This is a genomic window from Amycolatopsis sp. NPDC102522, from assembly GCF_055584485.1.
Map to the genome: position 1 here is coordinate 225,769 of NZ_JBVJLY010000001.1, position 26,478 is coordinate 252,246.

The following is a 26,478-nucleotide window of genomic DNA, read 5'->3' on the forward strand; positions in this document are numbered from 1 at the left end:
CCGGCGCGGATTCTCCCCCGGTCCGCTCCGGTTCTCCTGATGACAACAGGAGGGCAGCCTGTCCGCAGGTCGCCCTCCTGTTGCCATTTCAGCGGAATCAGCTCTCTAGTTCCGCGACGACCCAGTCGCTGATGGCGCGTGCGGTGTCCGCCGCGCCGTTCTCCATGATCCCGAAGTGGTTTCCCGGGATGTCCATTGTGGAATGCGGCAGCGGCCAGGTCGCCTGTCCGCCGTCGCCCAGCGGCTCGGTGGCCCGCACGAGCAGGGTGGGCGCCGAGATCGGCTCCGGGGTCCACGCCAGGTTGAAGTAGCGGCCCATCGCGGTCAGCCAGGCCTCGCCCCAGGCGTCGTCGGCGGTGCGGTCCCGGTCGATCAGGCCCTGCCAGGTGTCGGCGATCGAGTCCCCGATCGTCGCGAGGTCCAGCTGGGAGTAGGTGTCCAGCAGGATCACCGCCGCCGGGCGGACACCCTCGTTCTCCAGCCGCCGCGCCAGCGCGTGGGCGATGACCCCGCCGGACGAGTAGCCGACCAGGACGAACGGCTCCTCGCCGACCCGCTCCTCGATGGCCGCGTAGTGCACGTCGAGCAGCGCTTCGGCGTCGGCGGGCAGTGGTTCTCCGGTGAGGAAACCCAGTAGTGGCAACACGAACAGGTCTCGCTCGGCGCGGAGCTCGGCGGCGAACCGGGAGTACTGCTGGGGGCCGGTCTTGCCGACGAACGGCGGCACGCATACGAGCCGCGTCGGGGCCGGCCCTTCCGCGAGCCGCACCGCCTCCGGGAGCGACGGCAGGTCCTTCGCGCAGCCGAACGTCGGCAGGAAGGTGCCCGCGGTGTTCAACAGCGCGATGAACTCGTCGATCCGGCCCAGTTCGCCTGCCCGCTCGTAAAGTGCGCTGAGCGTGCCGGTGGGCTGCGCCGGGGTCGCCTCGGCCTGCTCTCCCACCAGGGTGAGCAGGTGCCGGGCCAGTTCGACCGGGGTGCCGAACTCGAACACCGCGGTCGAGCGCACCGGGCGCCCGATCCCCGCGGTGAGCCGCTTGGCCAGGTCGACCGCCGTGAGCGAGTCGAATCCGGCCTCCAGCAGGCGGGCGCCGGGTTCGACCGCGGTCGCGTCCGGGTGGCCCAGCACCGCGGCCACGACGGCCCGCACCTGGTCGACCACAAAGGACAGCCGCTCACCGGCAGGCAGCGCCGCGAGCCCGGCGGCGATGCCCGCATCGGACTCAGTGGGCTCCTCGGCCACGGCAACGGCTTCGGTCAGTTCGGCCAGCAGCCGGCTCGGCCTGGTGGCGGTGAACACCGGGGAGAACACCGACCAGTCCATGTCGGTCACCGTCAGCGTGGTTTCGCCGCGGTCGAGTGCCTGTGCCAGTGCGCGGACGGCGAGTTCGGGCGCCATCGGGCGGACCCCGCGCCGCAGCATCGCGGCCCTGTACGGCCCGACGGCGAGCCCGTCGCCGTCCCAGCCGCCCCAGGCGACCGAAGTCGCGGCCAGGCCGCGGGCGCGGCGGCGCTCGGCCAGTGCGTCGAGCGCGGCGTTGCTCGCGGCGTAGGCGCCCTGCCGGATCCCGCCCCATACGCCCGCGCCCGAGGAGAACAGCACGAAGGCGTCGAGCGGGCTGCCCGCGGTGAGTTCGTCGAGCAGTTCGGCGCCGGTCACCTTGCCTTCGAACACCTCGGCGAGCAGCTCCGGGGTCGTCTCGTCGAGCGGGACGGAGGGAGCGATCCCGGCGGTGTGGACGACGGCGGACAACGGCGGCAGCACGTCGAGCAGGTCGGCCAGCGAGCCGCGGTCGGCCGCTTCGCAGGCCACGATGGTGACCTTGGCGCCCAACGCGCTCAGCTCGGCTTCGAGCTCGGCGGCTCCCGGTGCCTGCGGGCCCCGCCTGCTGGTGAGCACCAGGTGATCGGCGCCGCCTGCCGCGAGCCAGCGCGCGACGTGCCCGCCGAGCGCGCCGGTGCCACCGGTGATCAGGACGGTCCCCCGCGGCTGCCACTGCGACTCGGGTTCGTCCCCGGCGGGCGCGCGGACCAGACGGCGGCCGAAGACCCCGTTGGCCCGCACGGCGAGCTGGTCCTCGTCACCGGCACCGGCGAGCACGTCCACGAGCAGGCCGGGCACCCGGTCGCCGAGCACCGGGGGAAGGTCGGCGATCCCGCCCCACCGTCCCGGGTATTCGAGCGCCGCGCTCAGCGCGAGCCCCCACACCGTGGCCTGGCCGGGGTCCGGGGCCGTGTCCGCGGCGCCGGTCGCGACCGCGGCCTTCGTGCAGAGCCAAAGCGGGGCCGTGTGCCCGGCGTCGCCGAGTGCCTGTACGACGACCAGCCCGGCGAGCGCCCGGCGTCCTGGCAGGCGTTCCGGTCCGAAGGCCAGCAGCGACAGCACGCCGTCGAACCTCGGCAGCTCCGAAAGGCGCGCGGCCAGTGTCTCGCGCCGCAGGTCCCCGGCGGGCACCGACAGCTCGTGCACCCGGGCTCCCCGGTCGCCGAGTGTCCGCACCACGGCGGCCACGTCGTCATCGGGCGCCTCCGGTACGAGCACCAGCCAGTCGCCGGTGAGCGGGGTGTTCGTGCCGAGCCCGACCGGCCGCCACTCCACCCGGTAGCGCCATGAGTCCACAACGGACAGTTCGGCCCGTTGCCGGTACCAGCCGGACAACGCGGGCAGTACCGCGCCCAGCGCCTCCTGGTCGGGGGCGTCGATCAGCTGGGCCAGCTCGGTCAGGTCCTGGTCGCCGACCAGTTCCCAGAAGCGGCCGCCGACCGGATCCGCCGCGGCGGGTGCCGGGTCCGCCTGACGGATGTTCCAGTAGCGGCGGCGCTGGAAGGCGTAGGTGGGCAACGGAATCCGCCGGGGTTCTGTCCCCGCGAAGGCCACCGGCCAGTCGATCTCGGTGCCGGCGGCGAAAGCCTCGCCGAGCGAGACGAGGAACTGCCGCATCCCGCCGTGCTCACGGCGCAGGGAGCCCACGACGGCGATCTGCTCCGCGCCCTCGTGCTCGGCGATCGCGTGCACGGCGTTGCGCAGCACCGGATGCGGGGCGGCTTCGACCACCAGGTCGTACCCGTCGGAGATCAGCCCGCGCAGCGCCGGTTCGAACAGCACCGGCTGCCGCATGTTCCGGTACCAGTAGTCGGCGGTCAGCTCCGCCGGGTCGAGCCGGGCGCCGGTGACCGTGGAGTGGAAGGCCACCTCGGCCTGCCGGGGGCGGACCGGGGCCAGCTCCCGCAGGATCCGCTCCCGCAGGACCTCGACCTGGGGCGAGTGCCCGGCGCCCGGCGTGCCGGGGATGCGCCGGGACCGCACCCGGCGCTGTTCGCACAGGGCCAGCAGTTCCTCCAGCTGAGCCACGTTCCCGGCGACCGTGCACAACGCCGGGCCGTTCACCGCGGCGACGGTGAGCCCTTCCCAGCGTTCGATCAGGGCGGAGACCTCGGCGTGCGGGAGCGAAACCGACGCCATCCCGCCCTGCCCGCTGATTTCCAGCAAGGCGCGCGATCGCAAGGCGACGATGCGGGCGGCGTCGTCGAGGGTGAGCGCGCCGGCGACGTACGCGGCGGCGATCTCGCCCTGCGAGTGCCCGGTCACGGCGTCCGGCCGGACGCCGTGGGAGCGCCACAGTTCAGCCAGCGACACCATCATCGTGAACAGCACCGGCTGCACCACGTCCAGCCGGTCCGTCGAGGCGGCGCCCTCGTCGCCCCGGATCACCGCTGTCACGGAGAAGTCCACATAGGACGCGAAGGCGGCGTCACAGGTCCGCACGCTTTCGGCGAAGGCAGCGGAATCCTCGTACAGCTTCGCGCCCATGCCCGGCCACTGCGAGCCCTGGCCGGGGAAGACGAACACCGTCCGGCCCCCGGCGCGCACCGGGTTCCCCTGCGCGGCGCCGTCCGGTCGCCCGCCCTCGGCGAGTACGCCGAGCTGGACCGAGAACTCCTTCAGCGTGTCCGCGGCCAGCACCGCGCGATGGGTGAACCGGCTGCGCGTGGTCAGCAGGGAATGCCCGACGTCGGCCGGGTCCAGCTCGGGTTCGGCGTCGACGTGCGCGCGCAGCCGGGCGGCCTGCGCGCGCAGCCCGGCCGAAGACTTGGCCGACAGCACCCATGGCACCGTCGCCACCGGGCGGGATTCGGCCACGGGTGACGGCGTACCGGCGGGCGCCTGCTCGATGATCAGGTGCGCGTTCGTACCGCTGAGCCCGAACGAGGACACCCCCGCTCGGCGCGGGCGGCCGGTCTCGGGCCAGGGCATGGCCTCGGTGAGCACCTCAACGGCGCCGGTGGACCAGTCCACATGCGGGGTCGGCTCGGTCACGTGCAGGCTCCGCGGCACCAGGCCGTGCCGCATCGCCTGCACCATCTTGATCACCCCGGCCACCCCGGCGGCGGCCTGGCTGTGGCCGATGTTGGACTTGATGGAGCCCAGGCGCAGCGGCCGGTCGGCGGGACGGCCCTGGCCCAGCGTGGCCAGCAGGGCGGTGGCCTCGATCGGGTCGCCCAGCGCGGTGCCGGTGCCGTGCGCCTCCACCGCGTCCACGTCCGAGGCCGTCAGCCTGGCGGAGGTGAGCGCGTCGCGGATGACCCGCTGCTGGGCGGCGACGCTCGGCGCGGTCAGCCCGTTGCTGGCGCCGTCCTGGTTGAGCGCGCTGCCGCGCAGCACCGCCAGCACCTCGTGGCCGTTGCGCTCGGCGTCGGACAGCAGTTCCAGCGTCAGCAGCCCCGCCCCCTCCGCGAAGGCGGTGCCGTCGGCTCCCGCGCCGAACGCCTTGCAGCGTGACTCCGCGGCGGCCGCGTCGAGACCCTTGGCGTCGACGAACACGGCGAGCGAGGCGAGCACGGTGACCCCGCCGGCGAGCGCGAGCTCGCACTCGCCGCGCCTCAGCGCCTGCATCGCCAGGTGCAGTGCGACCAGGGACGACGAACAGGCGGTGTCGATGGTCAACGCGGGGCCCTCGAGGCCCAGCGTGTAGGCGACCCGGCCGGACAGGACGCTCGGCGCCGTCCCGGTGAGCACGTAGCCCTCGGCCTCCGGCGCGACACCCTCGCCGTCGAGGCCGTAACCGGAGGTGGTGCCGCCGACGAACACGCCGGTGCGGCTGCCCCGCAGCGCCGCCGGGTCGAACCCGCCGAGCTCCAGCGCCTCCCAGGCCAGTTCCAGCAAGACCCGCTGCTGCGGGTCCATGGTCAGCGCCTCACGCGGGCTGATCCCGAAGAACGCGGCGTCGAAGTGCCCCGCGTCGTCGATGAACCCGCCTTCGCCGTCGACGGCGTCCCAGCCGCGGTCGGCGGGCAGCGGGGTGATCGCGTCGACCTCGTCCGCCACCAGCCGCCACAGTTCCTCCGGCGAATTCGCCCCGCCCGGGTACCGGCACGCCATGGACACCACGGCGACCGGTTCCCCGGCGGCCGCCTCGGCCGTCCGCAGCCGCTCGCGCGTGTCGTGCAAGTCCGCGGTGACCCGCTTCAGGTAGTCGAGAAGTTTCTGCTCAGTGCTCATGGCTGTGCTCGTTTCTCCGCCGGTGCGATCAAGAGATCTGCAAGTCGTTGTCGATGAGGTCGAAGATCTGGTCCGCCGTGGCGTCCTGGATCCGCCGGGAAACGCCGTTCTCCGCCTCGTCCCCGGTCAGGCGGGCCAGCAGGGACCGCAGCCGGGCGGCCACTTCCGCCGTGGTTTCGCCGTCGTCGGCGAGTCCGGTCACCGCCAGTTCCAGCCGCCCGAGCTCGCCGAGGACGTCCGAAGCCGCTTCCTCGGCGCCGCTCGGCGCCAGCTCGCCCCGCAGGAACGCGGCGAGCGCCGCCGGGGTGGCATGGTCGAACACCAGCGTCGGCGCCAGCTTGGCGCCGGTGACCTTGCCGAGCCGGTTGCGCAGCTCGACCCCGGTCAGCGAGTCGAAACCGAGCTCGCGGAACGCCCGCGCGGGTTCCACGGCCGCCGTCGACGGGAAGCCCAGTACGGCCGCCGCCTCGGTCCGCACCAGTTCGAGCAGGAGGGCTTCCTGTTCCGGCGCGGGGAGACCGGCCAGCCGTTTGAGCAGCTTGGACCCACTGTCTTCCTTCGCTTCGCCCGCGACCCTGCGGGACGTCGTGGCGACGGTGAAGCCGCGCAGCAGATGCGCGACGTCGTCCGGCCGCTGACGCCGGAGGCCCGCCACGTCCAGCCGCATCGGCAGCAGCAGCGGCTCGTCCATGGCCAGCGCGGTGTCGAACAGGGCCAGTCCCTCTTCGGTGTCCAGCCCGCCGACACCGTCCCGGCTCAACCGCGCGAGCTCGGCCTCGCCCAGATGCGCGGTCATCCCGCCGAGCCGGGCCCAGAGCCCCCAGGCCAGGGACGTCGCCGGCAGTCCCGCCGCCCGACGCCGGTGCGCCAGCGCGTCCAGCCAGACGTTCGCCGCCGCGTAGTTGCCCTGCCCCGGCCCGCCGAACACCCCGGCGGCCCCGGAGTAGAGCACGAACAACGACAGGTCCAGCCCCCGCGTCAGCTCGTCCAGATGCGCCGCACCGTCCACTTTGGACCGGAGCACGGCGCTGAGCCGCTCGGGGGTGAGATCGCCGATCAACCCGTCGTCGAGGGTGCCCGCGGTGTGCACCACACCGGCCAGCGCGGTGCCGATCCCGGAGACCACCTCGGCGATCTCCGCCCGGTCGGCCACGTCGCAGCGGACGATCCGGACCCGCGCGCCGAGTTCGGTCAGCTCGCGCACCAGTTCCGCCGCACCCGGCGCGTCCGGTCCGCTCCTGCTGGTCAGCACCAGGTCACGGACACCGTGACCGGTCACCAGCCGCCGGGCGGCCAACGCGCCCAGGTTGCCGGTGCCGCCGGTGACCAGCACGGTCGCCGTCCCGTCGAGACGGCGAGGCTGTGTGAGCACGACCTTGCCGACGTGCTTGGCCTGTGACAGGAACCGGAACGCCTCGTGGGCGCGGCGGACGTCCCAGGTCCGGGTGGGCAACGGCCTCAGCACGCCTTCGGCGAACAGCGCCATGACCTCGCGGAGGATCTCTCCCATCCGCTCGGCGCCCGCCTCGATCACGTCGAAGGCGCGGTAGCGCACCCCCGGGTGCTCGGCGGCGACCAGCTCCGGATCGCGGACGTCGCTCTTGCCCATCTCGACGAACCGCCCGCCCCTGGGCAGCAGCCGCAGCGACGCGTCGACGAACTCGCGGGCGAGCGAGTCCAGCACCACGTCCATCCCCCGGCCGCCGGTGGCGTCGGCGAACCGCGCCTCGAACCCGAGATCCCGCGAGGACGCGAGATGCCCGTCGTCGAGACCGAGTTCCCGGACCGCCTGCCACTTCGCCGGGCTCGCGGTGCCGTACACCTCGGCGCCCCAGTGGCGGGCGAGTTGCACGGCGGCCATGCCGACCCCGCCCGCGGCGGCGTGTACCAGCACGGACTCGCCGCGCCGGAGGTCTGCCAAGTCCCGCAGCGCGTAGTAGGCGGTGAGGAACACCACCGGCACCGACGCACCCTCCACAAAGGACCATTCAGGGGGCAGCTTCGCCAGCAGCCTGCCGTCGGCGACGGCGACCGGGCCGACACCCCCGGCGAACACCCCCAGCACCCTGTCGCCGGGAGCGAGCCCGGTGACCCCGGGCCCGACTTCGAGGACGACGCCCGCGCCCTCGTTGCCCAGCGGCACCTCGTCGGGGTACATGCCGAGCGCGATCAGCACGTCGCGGAAGTTGACCCCGGACGCCCGGACCTCCAGCCGCACCTCTCCTTCGCCGAGCTCGGCCGCCGCGATCGGAGAGGGCAGCAGGGCCAGGTTCTCCAGCGTGCCCCGGCCCGTGAGGTCGAGGTGCCAGTGCGGCTCCCCGGCGGGCGGTGTCAACGCGGTGGATCGGTCCGCGGAAACCAGCCTCGGCACCCGAAGCCGCCCGTCGCGCAACGCGAACTGCGGTTCACCGCTGCCGAGCGCGGACGGCAGCTTGTCGAGGTCTTCGGGACCGCCGAGGTCGGCGAGCACGAACCGGCCGGGGTTCTCCGACTGCGCGGAGCGCACCAGCCCCCACACCACGGCCGCGTCGGCGTTCGGCACGTCTTCGCCTGGCGCGGTGGCGATCGCCCCGCGGGTGACGATGACCAGCCGGGAGTCCGTGAATCGGTCGTCTCCCAGCCAGTCCTGCACCACGGCCAGCACGCGGTGCGCGGCGGAGTGCGGGCCGTCGGTGCCGGGAAGCCAGTGCAGCACCACCGTTTCCGGGCGCTGGTCCGGCTTGACGTCCCGCAGTTCCGGTAGGTCCAGCAGTTCGGCGGACGGCAGCGCGACGTCGTCCCAGCCGACCAGGAAGAGGTTCTTCGCCCGCACGGTGCCCGCCGCGCCGGCGGGCCGCAGGGCCAGGGACTCGACCGCCGCCACCGGGTCGCCCGCGCCGTCCGCGGCGAAGATCGACACGCTGTCGCCGTCGTGGCGAGTCAGCCGGACGCGCAGCGACCGCGCACCGGTCGCGTGCAGGGTCACGCCGGTCCAGGAGAACGGCAGGTACGCCCCGCCACCGCCGAACTTCACCGCGCCCAGTGCGTGGAGACCGGCGTCGAGCAGTGCCGGGTGCAGCCCGAACCGCGCGGCCTCGGCGGACTCGTCACGGGGCAGTTCCACCTCGGCGAACACCTCGGCGTCGCGTTCCCAGACCGCCGTGAGCCCGCGGAACACCGGACCGTAAGCCAGCCCTGCCGAGGCGAGGCCTTCGTAGAGGCCCTCGATGTCCACGGCGACTGCCTTCGCGGGTGGCCACTCGCGGAGGTCGCCGGGCTCGTCCGGCTCGCCGGATTCGGGCGATACGGCGCCCGAAGCGTGCCGTGTCCACGGCTCGCCGTCCGCTTCACGGGAGTAGAAGACCAGCTCGCGGGTGCCCCCTTCGTCCGGTGTACCGACGACCAGCTGCAGCTGGATCCCGCCGGTCGCGGGCAGCACCAGCGGCGCCTCGATCGTCACCTCGTCGACCCTGGCACAACCCACCCTGTCGCCCGCTTGTACCGCCAGTTCGACGAAAGCGGTGCCCGGCAGGAACACCTGCCCCGAGACCACGTGCTCGGCCAGCCACGGTGACGCCGAGACCGACAGCCTGGCGGTGAGCACCACTTCGTCGCCGCCCGCGAAGTCCAAAGTGGCGCCGAGCATCGGGTGGTCGGTGGCGCCGAGTCCGGCGGTGGTGACGTCTCCGCCGGAGGACGCGTCCGCCCGAGGCCAGTAGCGTTCGTGCTGGAACGCGTAGGTGGGCAGGTCTTCGGGGGCCGTCCCGGCCTTGCCCAGGAGTGCGTGCCAGTCGATGTGGGCGCCGTGGCAGAACACTTCGCCTGCCGACAGCAGGAACCTTCGCAGCCCGCCCTCATCGCGGCGGAGCGTGCCCACCACGGGGAGGTCGACCGTGTCCTCGATCGCCATCGTCAACACCGGATGGGCACTGACCTCGACGAACATCTGCAAGCCTTCTTCGGCCAGTTCTTCCACCGCGTCCGCGAACCGGACAGTCTGCCGCAGATTCCGGTACCAGTAGCCACCCGTCAGCTCAGAGGTGTCCAGCCATTGGGAGTCCACAGTGGAATAGAACGGGATCTCACCCTTGCGCGGGGTCACCGGCGCCAGCAGCTCAGCGAGCTCCGCCTCGATCCGCTCGACATGAGCTGAATGCGACGCGTAGTCCACCGCCACGAGCCGAGCCCTGACACCTTCGGCCTCGTACCGGGCCTTCGCTTTCGCCAGCGCTTCAGGGTCACCGGACAGCACGACCGCGTTCGGGCCGTTCACCGCGGCGATCGACACACCCTCATCGACCTCGGTCACCGGAGCTGCCACCGACAGCATTCCACCCAAACCAGCAAGCTCGGCGGCGATGGCCTGACTCCGCAACGCCACCACCCGAGCCCCGTCTTCCAGGCTCAAGCCACCTGACACCACGGCTGCGGCGATCTCACCTTGGGAGTGACCGACCACCGCTGACGGAACCACACCGAGCGACTGCCACACCGCGGCCAGCGACACCATCACCGACCACAGCACCGGCTGCACAACATCAACCCGGCTCAAAGCGGCCTCGTCGTCCAATACATCGGACAACGACCAGTCCACAAAGGACCTCAAGGCACTGTTGCACTCCGCCATCCGCGAAGCAAAGACCTGGCTCTCCTGCAACAGAGCCGAGGCCATGCCAAGCCACTGCGAACCCTGTCCAGGGAACACAAACACCACACGATCGACACCGGAGCCAGAACCCCGAACGACACCAGCGGGCTCGTCACCCGCCGCCAGCGCGGCAGCCAAACCGGCCTGATCCTCACCCACCAGGACCGCGCGATGTCCGAACGTCGAACGACGCACCAATCCCGCCGCCACACCCGCGGTATCAGCGGCATATCCGGCGAGCCGACCGGCGAACGCTTCCACCGCCTCCGGCGACTTGCCCGAAAGCACCCACGGCGTGACCGACACCGGGACGACATCGGCAGGCACGGACGCGGGCGCCTGCTCCAGGATGAGGTGGGCGTTGGTGCCGCTCATGCCGAACGCGGAGATACCCGCTCGCCGCGCCGACTCGCGCTCCGGCCACTCACGGGCTTCGGTCAGCAGTTCGACGGCCCCGGCGGTCCAGTCCACATGGGACGATGGCGTGTCGATGTGAAGGGTTCGCGGCAGCAGACCGTGCCGCAGCGCCAGCACCATCTTCATCACTCCGGCGACGCCTGCCGCCGCCTGGGTGTGTCCGAGGTTCGACTTCACCGAACCCAGCCACAACGGGCGATCGCGATCCTTCCCGTAGGTCGCGTTGAGTGCCTGGGCTTCGATCGGGTCGCCGAGTGTGGTGCCTGTGCCGTGTGCCTCGACGACGTCCACATCGGACGTCCCGAGCCCGGCGTTGGCCAGCGCGGCCCGGATCACCCGTTGCTGGGAGAGACCGTTCGGCGCGGTGAGCCCGTTGGACGCGCCGTCGGAGTTGACCGCGCTGCCCCGCACCACGGCCAGCACCTGATGGCCCTGGCGGGTGGCCTCGGACAGCCGTTCCACCAGCAGGATTCCGGCGCCTTCGCCCCAGCCGGTGCCGTCGGCGCCCTCGGCGAACGCCTTGCACCGGCCGTCCGCCGACAGTCCGCGCTGGGCACTGAAGTCCAGGAACGCCCCGGGCGTGGACATCACGGTCACGCCGCCGGCCAGCGCCATGTCGCACTCGCCGTTGCGCAGTGCCTGCACGGCGAGATGGATCGCGACCAGCGAAGAGGAACAGGCGGTGTCCACGGTGACGGCCGGGCCTTCGAGCCCGAACGTGTAAGCCAGCCTGCCCGAGACCACACTCGCCGAGACCCCGGTACCCAACTGTCCTTCGCCGAGGTCCGACGAGGCGAGCAGCACCGAAAGGTAGTCCTGACCGTTCGAGCCGACGAACACCCCGGTCCGGCTGCCCCGGAACTCGGCCGGGTCGAGACCGGCTCGTTCGAAGGCCTCCCACGAGGTCTCCAGCAGGAGCCGCTGCTGCGGGTCCATCGCCAGCGCCTCACGCGGGGAGATCCCGAAGAACTGGGGATCGAATTCCCCGACGTCGTAGAGGAACGCGCCGTCGCGGGTGTAACTCGTGCCGGGTTTGCCCGGCTCGGGGTGGTACAGCTCGGCCAGGTCCCAGCCGCGGTCGCCGGGGAACGGCCCGACCGCGTCGCGGCTTTCCGACAGCAGTTCCCACAGCTGTTCCGGTGAGTGCGCGCCGCCGGGGAACCGGCAGGCCATGCCGACGATCGCGATCGGCTCGTCGGCGGCGGCCACCACGGTGGCCGTGGTGATCGCGGTGTGGACACCGGTCAGCTCGGCGAGCAGGTGCTCGGCCAGTGCGAGGGGGTTGGGGTAGTCGAAGACCAGCGTGGTCGGCAGGTCGAGCCCGACCAGCGGGACCATCCGGTTGCGCAGTTCCACCGCGGTCAGGGAGTCGAAACCCAGCTCACGGAAGGCGCGGTCCTGCTCCACGGCCTCCGGCCCGGAGTAGCCCAGCACGGTCGCCGCCTCGGCACGGACCAGGTTCAGGACCGTTTGCCGCCGGACGGCCGGGGCGAGCCCGGCCAGTTTCTCGCGCAGCTCGGCCGAACCCGCCCCGGCGGGCTCGTCGGCGGTGTCCTCGACCTCGAACAGTTCGGTGAGCAGGGGGCTGGGCCGCCTGGAGGTGAACACCGGCGCGAACCGGGCCCAGTCCACGTCAGCCACGGTGACCGTGGTGTCGTGCTGCGCGCCTTCCAACGCCGCCAACGCCCGTTGCGGCGCTAACGCGGTCAAACCACGTTTGGCCAGCTGCTCGCCCGCTTCACCCGCGGCCATCCCCGCTTCGGCCCACGGACCCCACGCCACCGACAGACCAGGGAGGCCATCGGCACGACGCTGCTCGACGAGCGCATCCAAGAACGCATTGCCAGCCGCGTAGCCAGACTGACCACCGCTACCCCACGTCGCCGCGATCGATGAGAACACGATGAACGCGTCAAGACCGTCGGTCAGTTCGTGCAGGTTGATCGCACCGGCGACCTTGCTCTCGACCACCGCGCGGAACTCTTCCTCGCCGCAGTCCGCCAGGGGGGTCGACTGCGCGACGCCAGCCGCGTGCACCACCACCGACAGATCCGTGAGACCGTCGATCAGCTCGGCCACGGCCGCGCGATCAGCCACGTCACAGGCCGCCACCGTCACCGCGACGCCCGACTCCCGCAACTCCGCGGCAAGGTCCTCCGCACCCGGCGACGCCGCCCCACGACGACTCGCCAGGACCAGATGCTCGACACCCCGCTCAACCAGCCACCGCGCCACCTGTGCACCCAGCGCACCCGTGCCACCGGTCACCAGCGCCGTACCGTTCAAGGCCCACGGTTCCTGACCGGCCGCATCCGCCCGCACCAAACGTCGCGCGAACACACCCGACGGCCGCACCGCGACCTGATCCTCGGAACCGGTCAACAGGCCCAGCACCCGGTCGTCACCGGCAGCGGGCAGGTCGATCAGCCCGCCCCACACCTCGGGATGCTCCAGCGCCGCGACCCGGCCCAGACCCCACATCTGCGCCTGTTCCGGCGCCCACAAGCGATCCGACCCGCCGACCGAGACCGCGCCCCGGGTCACCGCCCACACCTTCGAGCCCGTACCCACCGCCGCCTGGATCACCAGCAACGTCGACGCAGCGTCCAAACAGGACACCACACCAGCGAAACGGCCAGGCACCAGCAACTCCGAGAGGTCCGGCTTCTCGGCGACGACAACCTCACCAAGACCAGCGAGAACATCACCTTCAGCCAGGGGCTCCGGCGAAAGCACCAACCACTCGCCCTCCGGCCGGGCATCAGGCACCCGCACCGGAACCCACTCCGCCCGATAGCGCCAGCCATCGACCACAGAGGACTCACGGCGCTTCCGCCGCCACGCCGACAACGAAGACACCACGGTGTCCAGGGCCGGTTCGTGGTCGATCGCCAGTTCGGCGGCTACCGACTCCAGGTCTTCACGTTCCACCGCGTCCCAGAACGCCGCATCGACTTCGTCCGAGCGGGTGGCACCGGCGGTCCGCGCGGGCGTGACCCAGTACCGCTCCCGCTGGAAGGCATACGTGGGCAGGTCGACGCGGTTCCCGCTCAGCAACGCGGACCAGTCCACCGCGACACCCCGCGTGTGCAACGCGCCCAGCGCGGTGATGACTGTCCGGACCTCGGGCCGGTCGGCACGGAGCATCGGCACGAACAGGGCGTCCGTCCCGGGCAGGCAGCCCTGCGCCATCGCCGTCAGGACCCCGTCGGGGCCCAGTTCGACGAACGACGTCACTCCCTGCTCTGCCAGCGTCCGCACGCCGTCGGCGAAACGCACCGCTTGACGCACGTGGTCCAGCCAGTACCGCGGTGAAGCGAGGTCCCCGGTGAGCTCACCGGACACAGTGGACACCACCGGGATCTGCGGGTCCTGGAAGGTCAACCCCGTCAGCACTTCGGCGAACTCCGCGAGCATCGGCACCATCAGCGGCGAGTGGAAAGCGTGACTCGCTTCGACTCGTTTGGTCCGGCGCCCCTTGGCCGCGAACTCGGCGGCCACCCCGGCGACGACCGTCTCGTCCCCGGAAACCACGACCGACGACGGACCGTTGACAGCCGCGATCCCGAACCCGGCGGCCGGCTCGAACTCGTCCTCCGCCGCCTCGATCGCGAACATCGCCCCGCCCGAGGGCAGCGCCTGCATCAACCGGCCACGGGCCGAGACGAGTTTGCCCGCGTCCTCCAGGGAGAACACCCCGGCGATGTGGGCGGCTGCGATCTCACCGATCGAGTGCCCCAGCAGGAAGTCGGGGCACACCCCCCACGACTCGACCAGGCGGTACAGGGCCACTTCGACCGCGAACAACGCGGCCTGGGCGAACTCCGTGCGGTTCAGCAGCTCCGGCTCGCTCAGTACCACCTCGCGAAGACGCGGCGGCAGGAACTCACAGGCGTCGTCGAAGGCTTCGGCGAAAGCGGGGAACTCGGCATGGAGTTCGCGCCCCATCCCGACCCGCTGCGCACCCTGACCGGTGAACAGGAACGCGGTCTTGCCGCGGCCGGTGGCGCCTTCGGTCACGTCGGCGGACGACCGCCCCTCGGCGAGCGCGCCCAGCGCGCGTGCCAGCTCGGCGAAGTCGGCGCCTGTCACCACAGCCCGCCGTTCGAGCGCGGACCGGTTCGTCGCCAGCGAGAACGCCAGATCCTTCAGCGCCACCGCCGGGTTTTCCGCGAGAGGAAGCAGCCGGGCGGCCTGCGCGCGCAACGCGGCCGCTGTCTTGCCCGACACCAGGAACGGCAGTACGGCGGGGCCGTGCGCGGGTACCAGGGGCGCCTCGGCGGGCGCCTGCTCGATGATGGTGTGCGCGTTGGTGCCGCTGATCCCGAACGAGGAAACCGCCGCCCGCCGAGGTCGGCCGGTCTCCGGCCACGCACGGGACTCGTCGAGCAGCTCGACGGCACCCCCGCTCCAGTCCACATGGGACGAAGGCGTGCCGGCATGCAGGGTCTTCGGCAGCACCTGGTGGCGCAGGGCCATGACCATCTTGATGATGCCCGCGACCCCGGCGGCCGCCTGAGTGTGCCCCAGGTTCGACTTCACCGAACCCAGCCACAACGGTTGTTCACGGTCCCGGCCGTAAGTCGCCAGCAACGCCTGCGCCTCGATCGGGTCACCCAGAGGGGTTCCGGTGCCGTGCGCCTCCACTGCGTCCACATCGGACGATCGCAACCCGGCATTGGCCAGCGCCGCGCGGATCACCCGCTGCTGCGAAGGACCATTCGGCGCCGTCAAACCGTTCGACGCACCATCCTGATTCACCGCGCTGCCCCGCACCACGGCCAAGATCCGATGGCCCTTGCGCCGCGCGTCGGACAGCCGCTCCACCAGCAGCATCCCGGCACCCTCACCCCAGCCGGTACCGTCCGCGCCTTCGGCGAACGCCTTGCACCGGCCGTCCGCGGACAAACCGCCCTGGGCGTCGAATTCGACGAACGCGCCCGGCGCGGACATCACCGTGACCCCACCGGCCAGTGCGAGGTCGCATTCGCCGTTCCGCAGCGCCTGCGCCGCCCAATGCAGGGCCACCAGCGAAGAGGAGCACGCGGTGTCGACCGTGACAGCCGGGCCTTCGAGCCCGAAGGTGTAGGCCACCCGGCCTGACGCCACGCTCGGGGTGGTGCCGGTCATCAGGTGTCCCCGGACCCCGTCCGGCAGCGGTGAGACACCGACGGCGTAGCCCTGGGTGGCGGTGCCGACGAAAACGCCGGTCGGGCTGCCTTGCAGGTTCGCCGCGTCGAGACCGGCGTGTTCGAAGGCCTCCCACGTGGTCTCCAGCAGCAACCGCTGCTGCGGATCCATCGCCAGTGCCTCACGCGGCGAAATCCCGAAGAACCCCGGATCGAACTCGGCCGCGTCGTAGAGGAACCCGCCTTCCCTGACGGAATCGAGGTCGAGGTCCCAGCCGCGGTCGAGCGGGAGGGCGCCGATGGCGTCGCGTCCGGACGTCACCAGGTCCCACAGGTCCTCGGGCGAGCTGACTCCGCCGGGATACCGGCAGCCGATGCCGATGATCGCGATCGGCTCGTCGGCGGCGGGACGGCTCTGGACCGCCGGAGCGAGGGTCACGGCGTCCTCGTCGACCAGTTCGGCACGGAGGAAGGCCGCGAGCACCAGCGGTGTCGGGTAGTCGAAGACCAGGGTGGCCGGCAGTTTCAGCCCGGTGGCCTGGTTGAGACGGTTGCGCAGCTCGATGGCGGTCAGCGAGTCGAACCCCAGCTCGCGGAAGGTCGACTCCGGTACGACGTGCTCGGCGTCCGCGTAACCGAGCACGAGGGCGGCCTGGTCACGAACGATACGGGTGAGTTCCTCGGTCCGAGCGGCCACGGGCAGGAGCGCGAGCCGTTGCCCGAGCGAGTCGGCCGATTCCGTCCCGGCGGACGCGGCTGTGCGGCGCGTCATCACCCTGACGAGACCGCGCAGCAGCGGGGGTACGTCGGCGGCGGTCGCCTGGCCAGAACCGAGGTCCAGGTTCAGGGGCACCAAAAGCGCATCGGCGCGGGTGCGGGCGGCGTCGAACAGGGCGAGGCCTTGTTCGGGGCTGAGTGCGCCACTGCCCGATCGGGAAACCCTGGCGCGGTCGGCGGTGCTGAGGGTCCCGCCCATGCCGCCGTTTTCCTGGTCCCACAGGCCCCACGCCAGCGACAGTCCGGGCAGGCCGTTCGCCCGGCGATGAGCCGCGAGAGCGTCCAGGAAGACATTCGCCGCCGAGTAGTTCGCCTGACCGGGATTGCCGAACACTCCCGACGCGGACGAGAACACCACGAACTCGGCCAGATCGCGGTTCTTGGTCAACTCGTGGAGATTCCATGCCGCGTCCGCCTTCGGACTCAGCACCCCGGCGACCCGATCGGCAGTCAAGGACTCGACCACACCGTCGTCCAGCACGCCTGCGGTGTGCACCACCGCCGTCAAGTCCACAGTGGACAACAGCCCGGCCAGCGCGTCACGATCGGCCACGTCACACGCGACCACCGAGACCTCGGCACCCAGACCGGTCAGTTCCTCGACCAACTCGTCCGCGCCCGGAGCCGACACACCACGACGGCTCACCAATAGCAGCTTCTGCGCACCTTGACCGACCAGGTGCCGGGCCACCAGTGCGCCCAGATTCCCGGTACCGCCGGTGATCAACACCGTTCCAGCGGCATCGAGGGGCTTCGGCACACTGAGCACGACCTTGCCCACGTGCTTGGCCTGCGACATGAACCGGAACGCCTCCGGCGCCTTCCGCACGTCCCACACCCGAGACGGCAACGGCGACAACGCACCGGCCTCGAACAACGTCACCAGCTCGGCGAGCATCTCACCGATCCGCGCTGGACCGGCCTCGATCAGATCAAACGCACGATAGGCAACACCGGGGAACTCGGCCGCGACCTGTGCCGGCTCACGAACGTCGGTCTTGCCCATCTCCGCGAACCGGCCACCCCGCGGCAGCAACCTCAACGAGGCATCGACGAACTCACCCGCCAACGCGTCCAGGACCGCATCCACGCCACGACCTTCGGACGCGGCAAGGAACTTCGCCTCGAAACCGGTGTCCCGCGACGACGCCAAATGGTCGTCCGCCACGCCCAGTGCGCGAACCGCGTCCCACTTGGCAGGACTGGCCGTCGCGAAAACCTCCAACCCCCAGTGCCGGGCCAGCTGCACCGCGGCCATGCCCACCCCGCCAGCCGCCGCGTGAATCAGCGTTGCCTCACCGGAACGGACATCCATCAAGTCACGCAGGGCGTAGAACGCCGTGAGAAAGACGACCGGTACCGAAGCCGCGTCCACAAAGGACCAGTCGGCGGGAATCCGCGCCACCGTGCGGGAGTCGGTGACCGCGATCGGGCCGAACGCGCCCGCCAGCAGTCCCATCACGCGGTCGCCGGGCACCAGGTCGGTGACCTTCGCACCGACCTCCAGCACCACCCCGGCGCCCTCGATACCCATCAGACCCGCATCGCCGGGATACATGCCCAGCGCGTTCAGCACATCACGGAAGTTCACACCCGCCGCCCGCACCTCGACCCGGACGTCCAACTCCCCCAACGGGTCCCCGGCCTGCGGCCAAGATACCAACGACAGGTTCGACAACGTGCCCTTACCGACGCTGTCGAGGCGCCAGGTGCGCTCGTCCGGCAGCACCAGGTCGGCGGAGCGCGAAACCCGGCCCAATCGCGCGGCGAACGCTTCGCCGCCACGAATCACGACCTGAGGTTCGTCACCGTTCGGGACGGAGGCCAGTGCCTCCGCCGAGCGCGGGTCTTCGTCGACGTCGACGAGGAGCAGCCGTCCCGGGTGTTCCGCCTGCACCGTGCGAAGCAGCCCCCAGACGGCCGCCGCGGGCAGGTCACGGACCTCTTCCCCGGCCTCGGCCGCGACCGCGCCACGGGTGACGACCATCAGCCGCGTTCCCTCGGCGGTGCGGTCCACCAGCCAGTCCTGGACGTCCGCGAGCATCGACGAAACCAGCTCGGCCGTCGTCCGGCCCCGGGAAACGCACTCCACCGTCACGACCGGTGCCGTCTCGCCCGCTGGCAGGGAGATCGGTTCCCAGGTCAGGCGGTACAGCGCGTCCGAGTCGGCGTTCCGGTTGCCCGACAGCGCCCGCATGACCAGGGAGTCGACCGCCGCCACCGGACGGCCTTCGGTGTCGGTGACCTCGATCGACACCGTGTCCGCGCCGGACGGCGTCAGCCGGACCCGGACCGCGGCGGCACCGACGGCGAACAGGGAGAACCCGGTCCAGGAGAACGGGACGCGGCCGCCGCCGTCACCGTCGCCCGCGCGGAGGGCCAGCGCGTGCAGGCCCGCGTCGAGCAGGGCGGGGTGCAGCCCGAAGCGGGTGGCCTCGTCGCGGACGGACCGCGGCAGCTCGACCTCGGCGAAGATCTCGTCGCCGCGGACCCAGGCCGCTCGCAGGCCCTGGAAGCTGTCGCCGTAGCCGAAGCCCGCTTCCGCCATTCCGGCGTACAGACCGGAAACGTCCACCTGGCGCGCGTCGGACGGCGGCCACTCCGCGAGCCCGGCATCGGGTCGCACGGCACGGCGGGCGAGGACACCGATCGCGTGGGTCGTCCAGTCGCCCTCGGTGCGCGAGTGGACCGACAGCTCACGCCGTCCGGTCTCGTCGGCCACGCCGACGGCGACCTGCACCTGGACGCTGCCGGAATCGGGCAGTGCGAGTGGCGCGGACAACGTCAGTTCCTCGACGAAGTCGCAGCCCGTCCGGTCACCGGCGGCGACCGCGAGTTCCAGCAGGGCGGTGCCGGGTACGAGCACCCGGCCCTGGACCCGGTGGTCCGCCAGCCAGGGGTGTGTCCTGGCCGAGAGCCTGCCGGTCAGGACCAGGCCGTCGCCGCCTGCCAGCTCCACGGCGGCGCCGAGCAGCGGGTGATCGGCCGCGCCGAGCCCGGCACCGGTCACGTCGCCGGCCACCAGGCCGGAGATCTTCGGCCAGTAGTGCTCGCGCTGGAAGGCGTAGGTGGGCAGGTCTGCCGATTCGCCGGGGCCGAAGTACGCGGCCCAGTCGACCTGGACGCCGCGGGTGTGGAGCGTGCTCAGGGCGGTGATCGCGGTGCTGACCTCGGGCCGGTCGGCACGCAGGATCGGCGAGAACAGGGCTTCGGTGTCGGGCAGGCAACCTTGCGCCAGACCGCTCAGCACCCCATCGGGACCCAGTTCGAGGAAGGACGTCACACCCTCGGCGGCCAACGTCTTCACGCCGTCGGCGAAACGCACCGCCTGACGAACGTGGTCCAGCCAGTACCGCGGTGACGCCAGATCTGCGGCAGAGCCACCGGACACAGTGGACACCACCGGAATCACCGGTGCGTTGAACGTGATCTCGTTGAGTACTTCGGCGAACTCCGCGAGCATCGGCTCCATCAACGGTGAATGGAACGCATGACTCACCTCAAGACGCTTCGTCTTACGACCCTTGGCCGCGAACTCCTCGGCAAGACCGACAACCACGGACTCGACCCCGGAGATCACCACCGAGTTCGGACCGTTCACCGCAGCGATCCCGAACTCCGCCGTCGGCACGAACTCGTCCTCAGTCGCCTCGATCGCAACCATCACGCCACCAGCGGGCAACGCCTGCATCAAACGACCACGAGCCGACACCAACCTGCCCGCATCCTCCAGAGAGAACACCCCAGCAACGTGAGCAGCAGCGATCTCACCGATCGAATGACCCAGCAAAAAGTCGGGACGCACACCCCACGACTCAACAAGTCGATAAAGCGCAACCTCCAAAGCAAACAACGCGGGCTGAGCGAACTCCGTACAACCAAGATCACCTAACGGCGGCAGAAACTCTGACGCAGCGTCAAAAGCCGCCGCGAAAACAGGGAACTCCGCATACAGCTCCGCCCCCATACCGGCACGCTGCGAACCCTGGCCAGCGAACAAGAACGCGGTCTTGCCGGAGTCTGCCGTGCCTTCGACCAAGCCCGGAGCCTGTCCCCCGGCCGCGAGTGCGGCGATGCCCGCGAGCAGGCTGTCGTGGTCCGTTCCGACGACCGCCGCGCGGCGGTCCCAGGTGGACCTGGTGGTGGCCAGCGAGCGGGCGACCGCGGCGGTGTCGCCGCCTTCCGTCACCAGCAGCCGCAGGCGTTCGGCCTGCGCTCGAAGGGCCTCGGCGGATTTCGCCGAAAGCACCATCGGCACGACCGACGGCGACACGGCGGACTCCACGGCGGGCGTTTCCGGTGCCTCTTCGAGGATGGTGTGCGCGTTGGTCCCGCTGATACCGAACGACGAGACACCCGCACGGCGCGGCGCCTCCCCCGCCGGCCACGACCGCGACTCGGTGAGCAGTTCGACCGCCCCGGCCGACCAGTCCACCTGGGACGACGGCGAGTCCACGTGCAGGGTCTTCGGCAGGACACCGTGCTGGAGGGCCAGCACCATCTTGATCACCCCGGCCATCCCGGCCGCGGCCTGCGTGTGCCCGAGGTTCGACTTCACCGCGCCCAGCCACAGCGGCTGTTCACGGTCTTGGCCATAGGTCGCCAGCAACGCCTGCGCCTCGATGGGATCACCCAGCGCGGTACCAGTGCCGTGTGCTTCCACGGCGTCCACTTCGGACGGACGCAATCCGGCACTGGCCAGCGCAGCACGAATCACCCGCTGCTGCGAAGGACCATTCGGCGCCGTCAAACCATTCGAGGCACCATCCTGATTCACCGCGGAACCACGCACCACCGCCAGCACTCGGTGTCCCTTGCGCTGCGCGTCCGACAGCCGCTCGACCAGCAGCATTCCGGCGCCTTCACCCCAGCCGGTGCCGTCCGCACCCTCGGCGAAGGGCTTGCACCGGCCGTCCGCCGCGAGGCCTCGTTGTGCGCTGAAGTCCACAAAGGCCCCTGGCGTGGCCATCACCGTCACGCCGCCGGCCAGCGCCAGTTCGCATTCGCCGTTGCGCAGAGCTTGCGCGGCCAGATGCAGGGCGACGAGCGAAGACGAGCACGCCGTGTCGACGGTCAGTGCCGGGCCCTCGAGCCCGAACGTGTAAGCCAGCCTGCCGGAAACCACGCTCGCGGACACTCCGGTGCCGAGGTGTCCGTCCCCGAGATCCGAGGAGGCGAGCAGCACCGAGAGGTAGTCCTGGCCGTTCGAGCCGACGAAGACACCAGTCTGGCTTCCCCGGACGGACGCCGGGTCGATCCCCGCGCGTTCGAAGGCCTCCCACGAGGTCTCCAGCAGCAGCCGCTGCTGCGGGTCCATCGTCACGGCTTCACGCGGTGAGATCCCGAAGAAACGTGCGTCGAACTCCCCGACGTCGTACAGGAACGCGCCGTCGCGGGTGTAGCTCGTACCGGGGTTGCCCGGCTCGGGGTGGTACAGCTCTTCCAGGTCCCAGCCGCGGTTCTCCGGGAAGCCGCCGACAGCGTCCTCGCCGGAGGCGAGCAGGCTCCACAGCTGTTCCGGTGAGTGCACGCCGCCGGGGAACCGGCAGGCCATGCCGACGATCGCGATCGGCTCGTCGCTGGCCGCCACGCCGGTGGCCACGACGTTCTCCCGCGCACCGAGCAGTTCACCCAGGAGGTGCTCGGCCAAAGCGAGGGGGTTGGGGTAGTCGAAGACCAGCGTGGTCGGCAGATCGAGACCGACCAGCGGGACCATCCGGTTACGCAGTTCCACCGCGGTCAGCGAATCGAAACCCAGCTCACGGAACGCACGGTCCTGCTCCACAGCCTCCGGCCCGGAGTAGCCCAGAACGGCAGCCGCCTCGGCGCGAACCAGCTCCAGCAGCAGTCGCCGCTGGTCAGCGAGGGGACGGCCGATCAGCCTGGTCCGCAGTTCGTTGGTGTCCCGCGGTTCATCGACAGCGGGAGTCACCTCGATCAGATCGGTGAGCAGGGGGCTGGGCCGCCGGGAAGTGAACACCGGCGCGAACCGGGCCCAGTCGACATCGGCCACGGTCACCGTCGTGTCGTGCCGCGCGCCCTCCAACGCCGCCAACGCCCGCCCCGGCGCCAACGCGGTCAGACCACGCCTCGCCAGCTGCTCACCGGCCTCGCCCGCGGCCATGCCCGCTTCGGCCCACGGACCCCACGCCACCGACAGACCAGGGAGGCCATCGGCACGACGCTGCTCCACGAGCGCGTCCAAGAACGCATTGCCAGCCGCGTAGCCAGACTGACCACCGCTACCCCACGTCGCCGCGATCGACGAAAACACGATAAACGCGTCAAGACCCTCAGTCAGCTCATGCAGATTGACCGCACCCGCGACCTTGCCCGCGACCACCGCACGGAACTCCTCCACCGAGCAGTCCGCCAGCGGCGTCGACTGAGCGACACCAGCCGCATGCACCACCACCGACAAGTCTTCGAGCCCGTCGATCAGCTCGGCAACCGCCGCACGATCAGCCACATCACAGGCCGCCAAAGTGACCGTGACGCCCAGTTCCCGCAACTCCGCCGCCAGGTCCTCGGCCCCCGGTGACGCCGCCCCGCGACGGCTGACCAGCACCAGATGCCCGGCACCCCGCTGGGCCAGCCACCGCGCGACCTGACCACCCAAGGCCCCGGTGCCACCGGTCACCAACGCCGTGCCACCAAAAGCCCACGGTTCCACGCCAACGACACCAGCGCGCACCAGACGACGCGCGAACACCCCGGACGGCCGCACCGCGACCTGATCCTCGACGCCCGCCAGCACCCCGAACAGCCGAGGATCTCCAGAGGTGGGCAGATCGATCAGCCCACCCCACACCTCGGGATGCTCCAGCGCCGCGACCCGGCCCAGACCCCATACCTGCGCCTGCTCCGGTGCGGTCAGCCGGTCGTCACGGCCGACCGACACCGCACCCCGGGTCACCGCCCACACCGTGACACCGGTACCCACGGCGGCTTGCACCACCGCGAGCGTGGCCTCGGCGTCCAAACAGGACACCACCCCGGCGAAACGCCCAGCAACCAACAACTCCGAGAGGTCCGGCTTCTCGGCGACGACAACCTCACCGAGCTCGGCGAGAGCGTCACCTTCAGCCAAAGGCGCCGGCGAAAGCACCAGCCACTCGCCGTCCGGCCGAGCTTCGGGCACCCTCACAGGCACCCACTCCGCCCGGTACCGCCAGCCCTCGACGACCGAGGACTCGCGGCGCCGCTGACGCCAGGCCGACAAGGAGGGCAGCAACGCGCCTAGGAACTGTTCGTCCTCGCCCGCGACCCGCAGTTCGGCGGCGAGCGTGCGGACGTCGGCACGCTCGACGGCGTCCCAGAACTCGCTGTCCTGCACTTCGGCCGTGGAACCGCCGCCGAACTCCAGCCAGAAACGCTCGTGCTGGAAGGCGTAGGTGGGCAGGTCGACCCGCTCACCCGCCAGGAGGGCCGTCCAGTCGATGCGGGTTCCCCGGGTGTGCAGCGCGCCGAGCGCCGTCATGGCGGTGCGGACCTCGGGCCGGTCACCGCGAAGCAGCGGCACGAACTGGGCCTCCGCGTCGGGGAGACAGCTCTGCGCCAGCCCGCTCAACACACCATCGGGGCCCAACTCGACAAACGACGTCACACCTTCAGCGGCCAACGCCTTCACACCGTCAGCGAAACGCACCGCCTGACGCACGTGCTCCAGCCAATACCCAGGCGACGCCAGATCCGCGGCCAACCCACCGGACACAGTGGACACCACCGGAATCACGGCCCCATTGAACGTGATGCCCTCAAGGACTTCTGCGAACTCGGCGAGCATCGGCTCCATCAACGGCGAGTGGAACGCATGACTCACCTCAAGACGCTTCGTCTTACGACCCTTGGCCGCGAACTCGCCCGCAATCCGGGAAACCGCAGACTCGGCACCCGAAATCACCACCGAGTTGGGGCCGTTCACCGCCGCGATCCCGAACTCACCGTCAGGCTCGAACTCGTCTTCCGTCGCCTCGATCGCGACCATCACGCCACCCTCGGGCAACGCCTGCATCAAACGACCACGAGCCGACACCAACCTGCCCGCGTCTTCCAGAGAGAACACCCCGGCGACATATGCAGCAGCGATCTCACCGATCGAGTGCCCCAGCAGGAAATCAGGGCGCACGCCCCACGACTCGACAAGTCGATAAAGCGCAACCTCAAGAGCGAACAACGCAGGCTGCGCGAACTCCGTACAACCAAGATCACCTAAAGGCGGCAGAAACTCGCATGCCGCATCAAAAGCCTCAGCGAAAACAGGGAACTCCGCATACAGCTCCGCCCCCATACCAACCCGCTGCGAACCCTGACCAGCGAACAGGAATGCCAACCGGCCCCGACCGGCGGAACCCTCGACCAGGTCCGCGGACGAACGGCCCTCGGCCAGCGCCCGCAGTGCCCGCACCAGTTCGTCACGGTCGGCTCCGGCCACCGCGGCACGCCGTTCCAGCGCCGACCGCGTCGTCGCCAGCGAGTACGCGACATCCGTCAGCGCCGCCTCGCCGTCCTCCACAAAGGACGCCAGCTTGGCCGCTTGGTCGCGCAACGCCGCCGTCGTCTTACCGGACAGCACGAACGGCACCACCGCGGGTGCCCGGCGCTCGGGGGTCTGCTCCTGGACGGGCGCCTGCTCGAGAATCGTGTGCGCGTTGGTGCCGCTGATCCCGAAGGAGGACACCGCCGCGCGGCGGGGACGTCCGGCGTCGGGCCATGCCCGCGCCTCGGTGAGCAACTCGACGGTTCCGGCGGACCAGTCGATATGCGACGACGGCGCGTCCACGTGCAGTGTCTTGGGGAGCACCCCGTGCCGCATCGCCATGACCATCTTGATCACCCCGGCCACGCCGGCGGCGGCCTGGGTGTGCCCGAGGTTCGACTTCACCGACCCCAGCAGCAGGGGCACTTCACGTTCCTGCCCGTACGCCGCGAGCAGCGCCTGCGCCTCGATCGGGTCGCCCAGCGCGGTGCCGGTGCCGTGCGCCTCGACAGCGTCCACTTCGGACGGTCCCAGCCCGGCGCTCGCCAGCGCCGCCTTGATCACCCGGCGCTGAGACGGTCCGTTCGGCGCGGTCAGCCCGTTCGACGCGCCGTCGGAGTTCACCGCGGAGCCACGGACCACCGCCAGCACGGTGTGGCCGTTGCGCACGGCGTCCGACAGCCGCTCGACCAGCAGGATCCCGACGCCCTCACCCCAGCCGGTACCGTCGGCGCCCTCGGCGAACGCCTTGCAGCGGCCGTCGCCCGCGAGCCCGCCCTGCGCGGAGAACTCCACGAAGGTGCCCGGCCCGGCCATCACGGTGACCCCGCCGGTCACGGCCAGGTCGCATTCACCCCGCCGGAGCGAATGCGCCGCCAGGTGCAGGGCCACCAGCGAGGACGAGCACGCGGTGTCCACGGTGATCGCGGGGCCTTCCAGCCCCAGCGAGTACGCGATCCGGCCGGACGCCACGCTCGGCGTGGTGCCGGTCATCAGATGTCCTTGCGTGCCCTCGGGCGCGGCGTCCACGCCGACCCCGTAACCGTGTGCCGCCGCGCCGACGAACACACCGGTCTGGCTGCCGCGCATGGTCGTGGCGTCGATCCCCGCGCGCTCGAAGGCCTCCCACGTGGTCTCCAGCAGCAACCGCTGCTGCGGATCCATCGCCAGCGCCTCACGCGGCGAAATCCCGAAGAACCCCGGATCGAACTCGGCCGCGTCGTAGAGAAACCCGCCGCCACGGGCGTGGAACGTGCCCGTGGCACCCGGGTCGGGGTCGTACAGGTTGTCCAGGTCCCAGCCCCGGTCGGCGGGGAAGCCGCCGATCGCGTCCTGCCCGGTTTCCAGTAGGCGCCACAGATCCTCCGGCGAGCGCACCCCGCCGGGGAAGCGGCACCCGATGCCGACGATCGCGATCGGCTCCTGCTGCTGTTCTTCGACCTCCCGCAGCCGCCGATGCGCGTCACGCAGGTCAGCGGTCGCACGCTTGAGGTAGTTGAGAAGCTTCTGCTCGTTTTCCATCGAAATTCTTCCGCCCTCGAAGCGATCG

At 71.0% G+C, this 26,478-nt stretch carries 2 protein-coding genes; both read right to left on the reverse strand.

Features of this window, described 5'->3' with window-relative positions; genetic code table 11:
- Nucleotides 1–97: 97 nt before the first annotated feature.
- On the reverse strand, nt 98–5,500 hold the full coding sequence (locus ACZ6YV_RS01115) for a type I polyketide synthase (RefSeq protein WP_465507730.1): 5,403 nt from the start codon (nt 5,498–5,500) through the stop codon (nt 98–100).
- Between the two features lie 28 nt (nt 5,501–5,528).
- On the reverse strand, nt 5,529–26,450 hold the full coding sequence (locus tag ACZ6YV_RS01120; protein WP_465507731.1) for a type I polyketide synthase: 20,922 nt from the start codon (nt 26,448–26,450) through the stop codon (nt 5,529–5,531).
- Nucleotides 26,451–26,478: the final 28 nt, after the last annotated feature.

Coding starts and splice junctions, on each gene's coding strand:
- ACZ6YV_RS01120 (WP_465507731.1), bottom strand. CDS start 26,450: ATGGAAAACGAGCAGAAGCTTCTCAACTACCTCAAGCGTGCGACCGCT.
- ACZ6YV_RS01115 (WP_465507730.1), bottom strand. CDS start 5,500: ATGAGCACTGAGCAGAAACTTCTCGACTACCTGAAGCGGGTCACCGCG.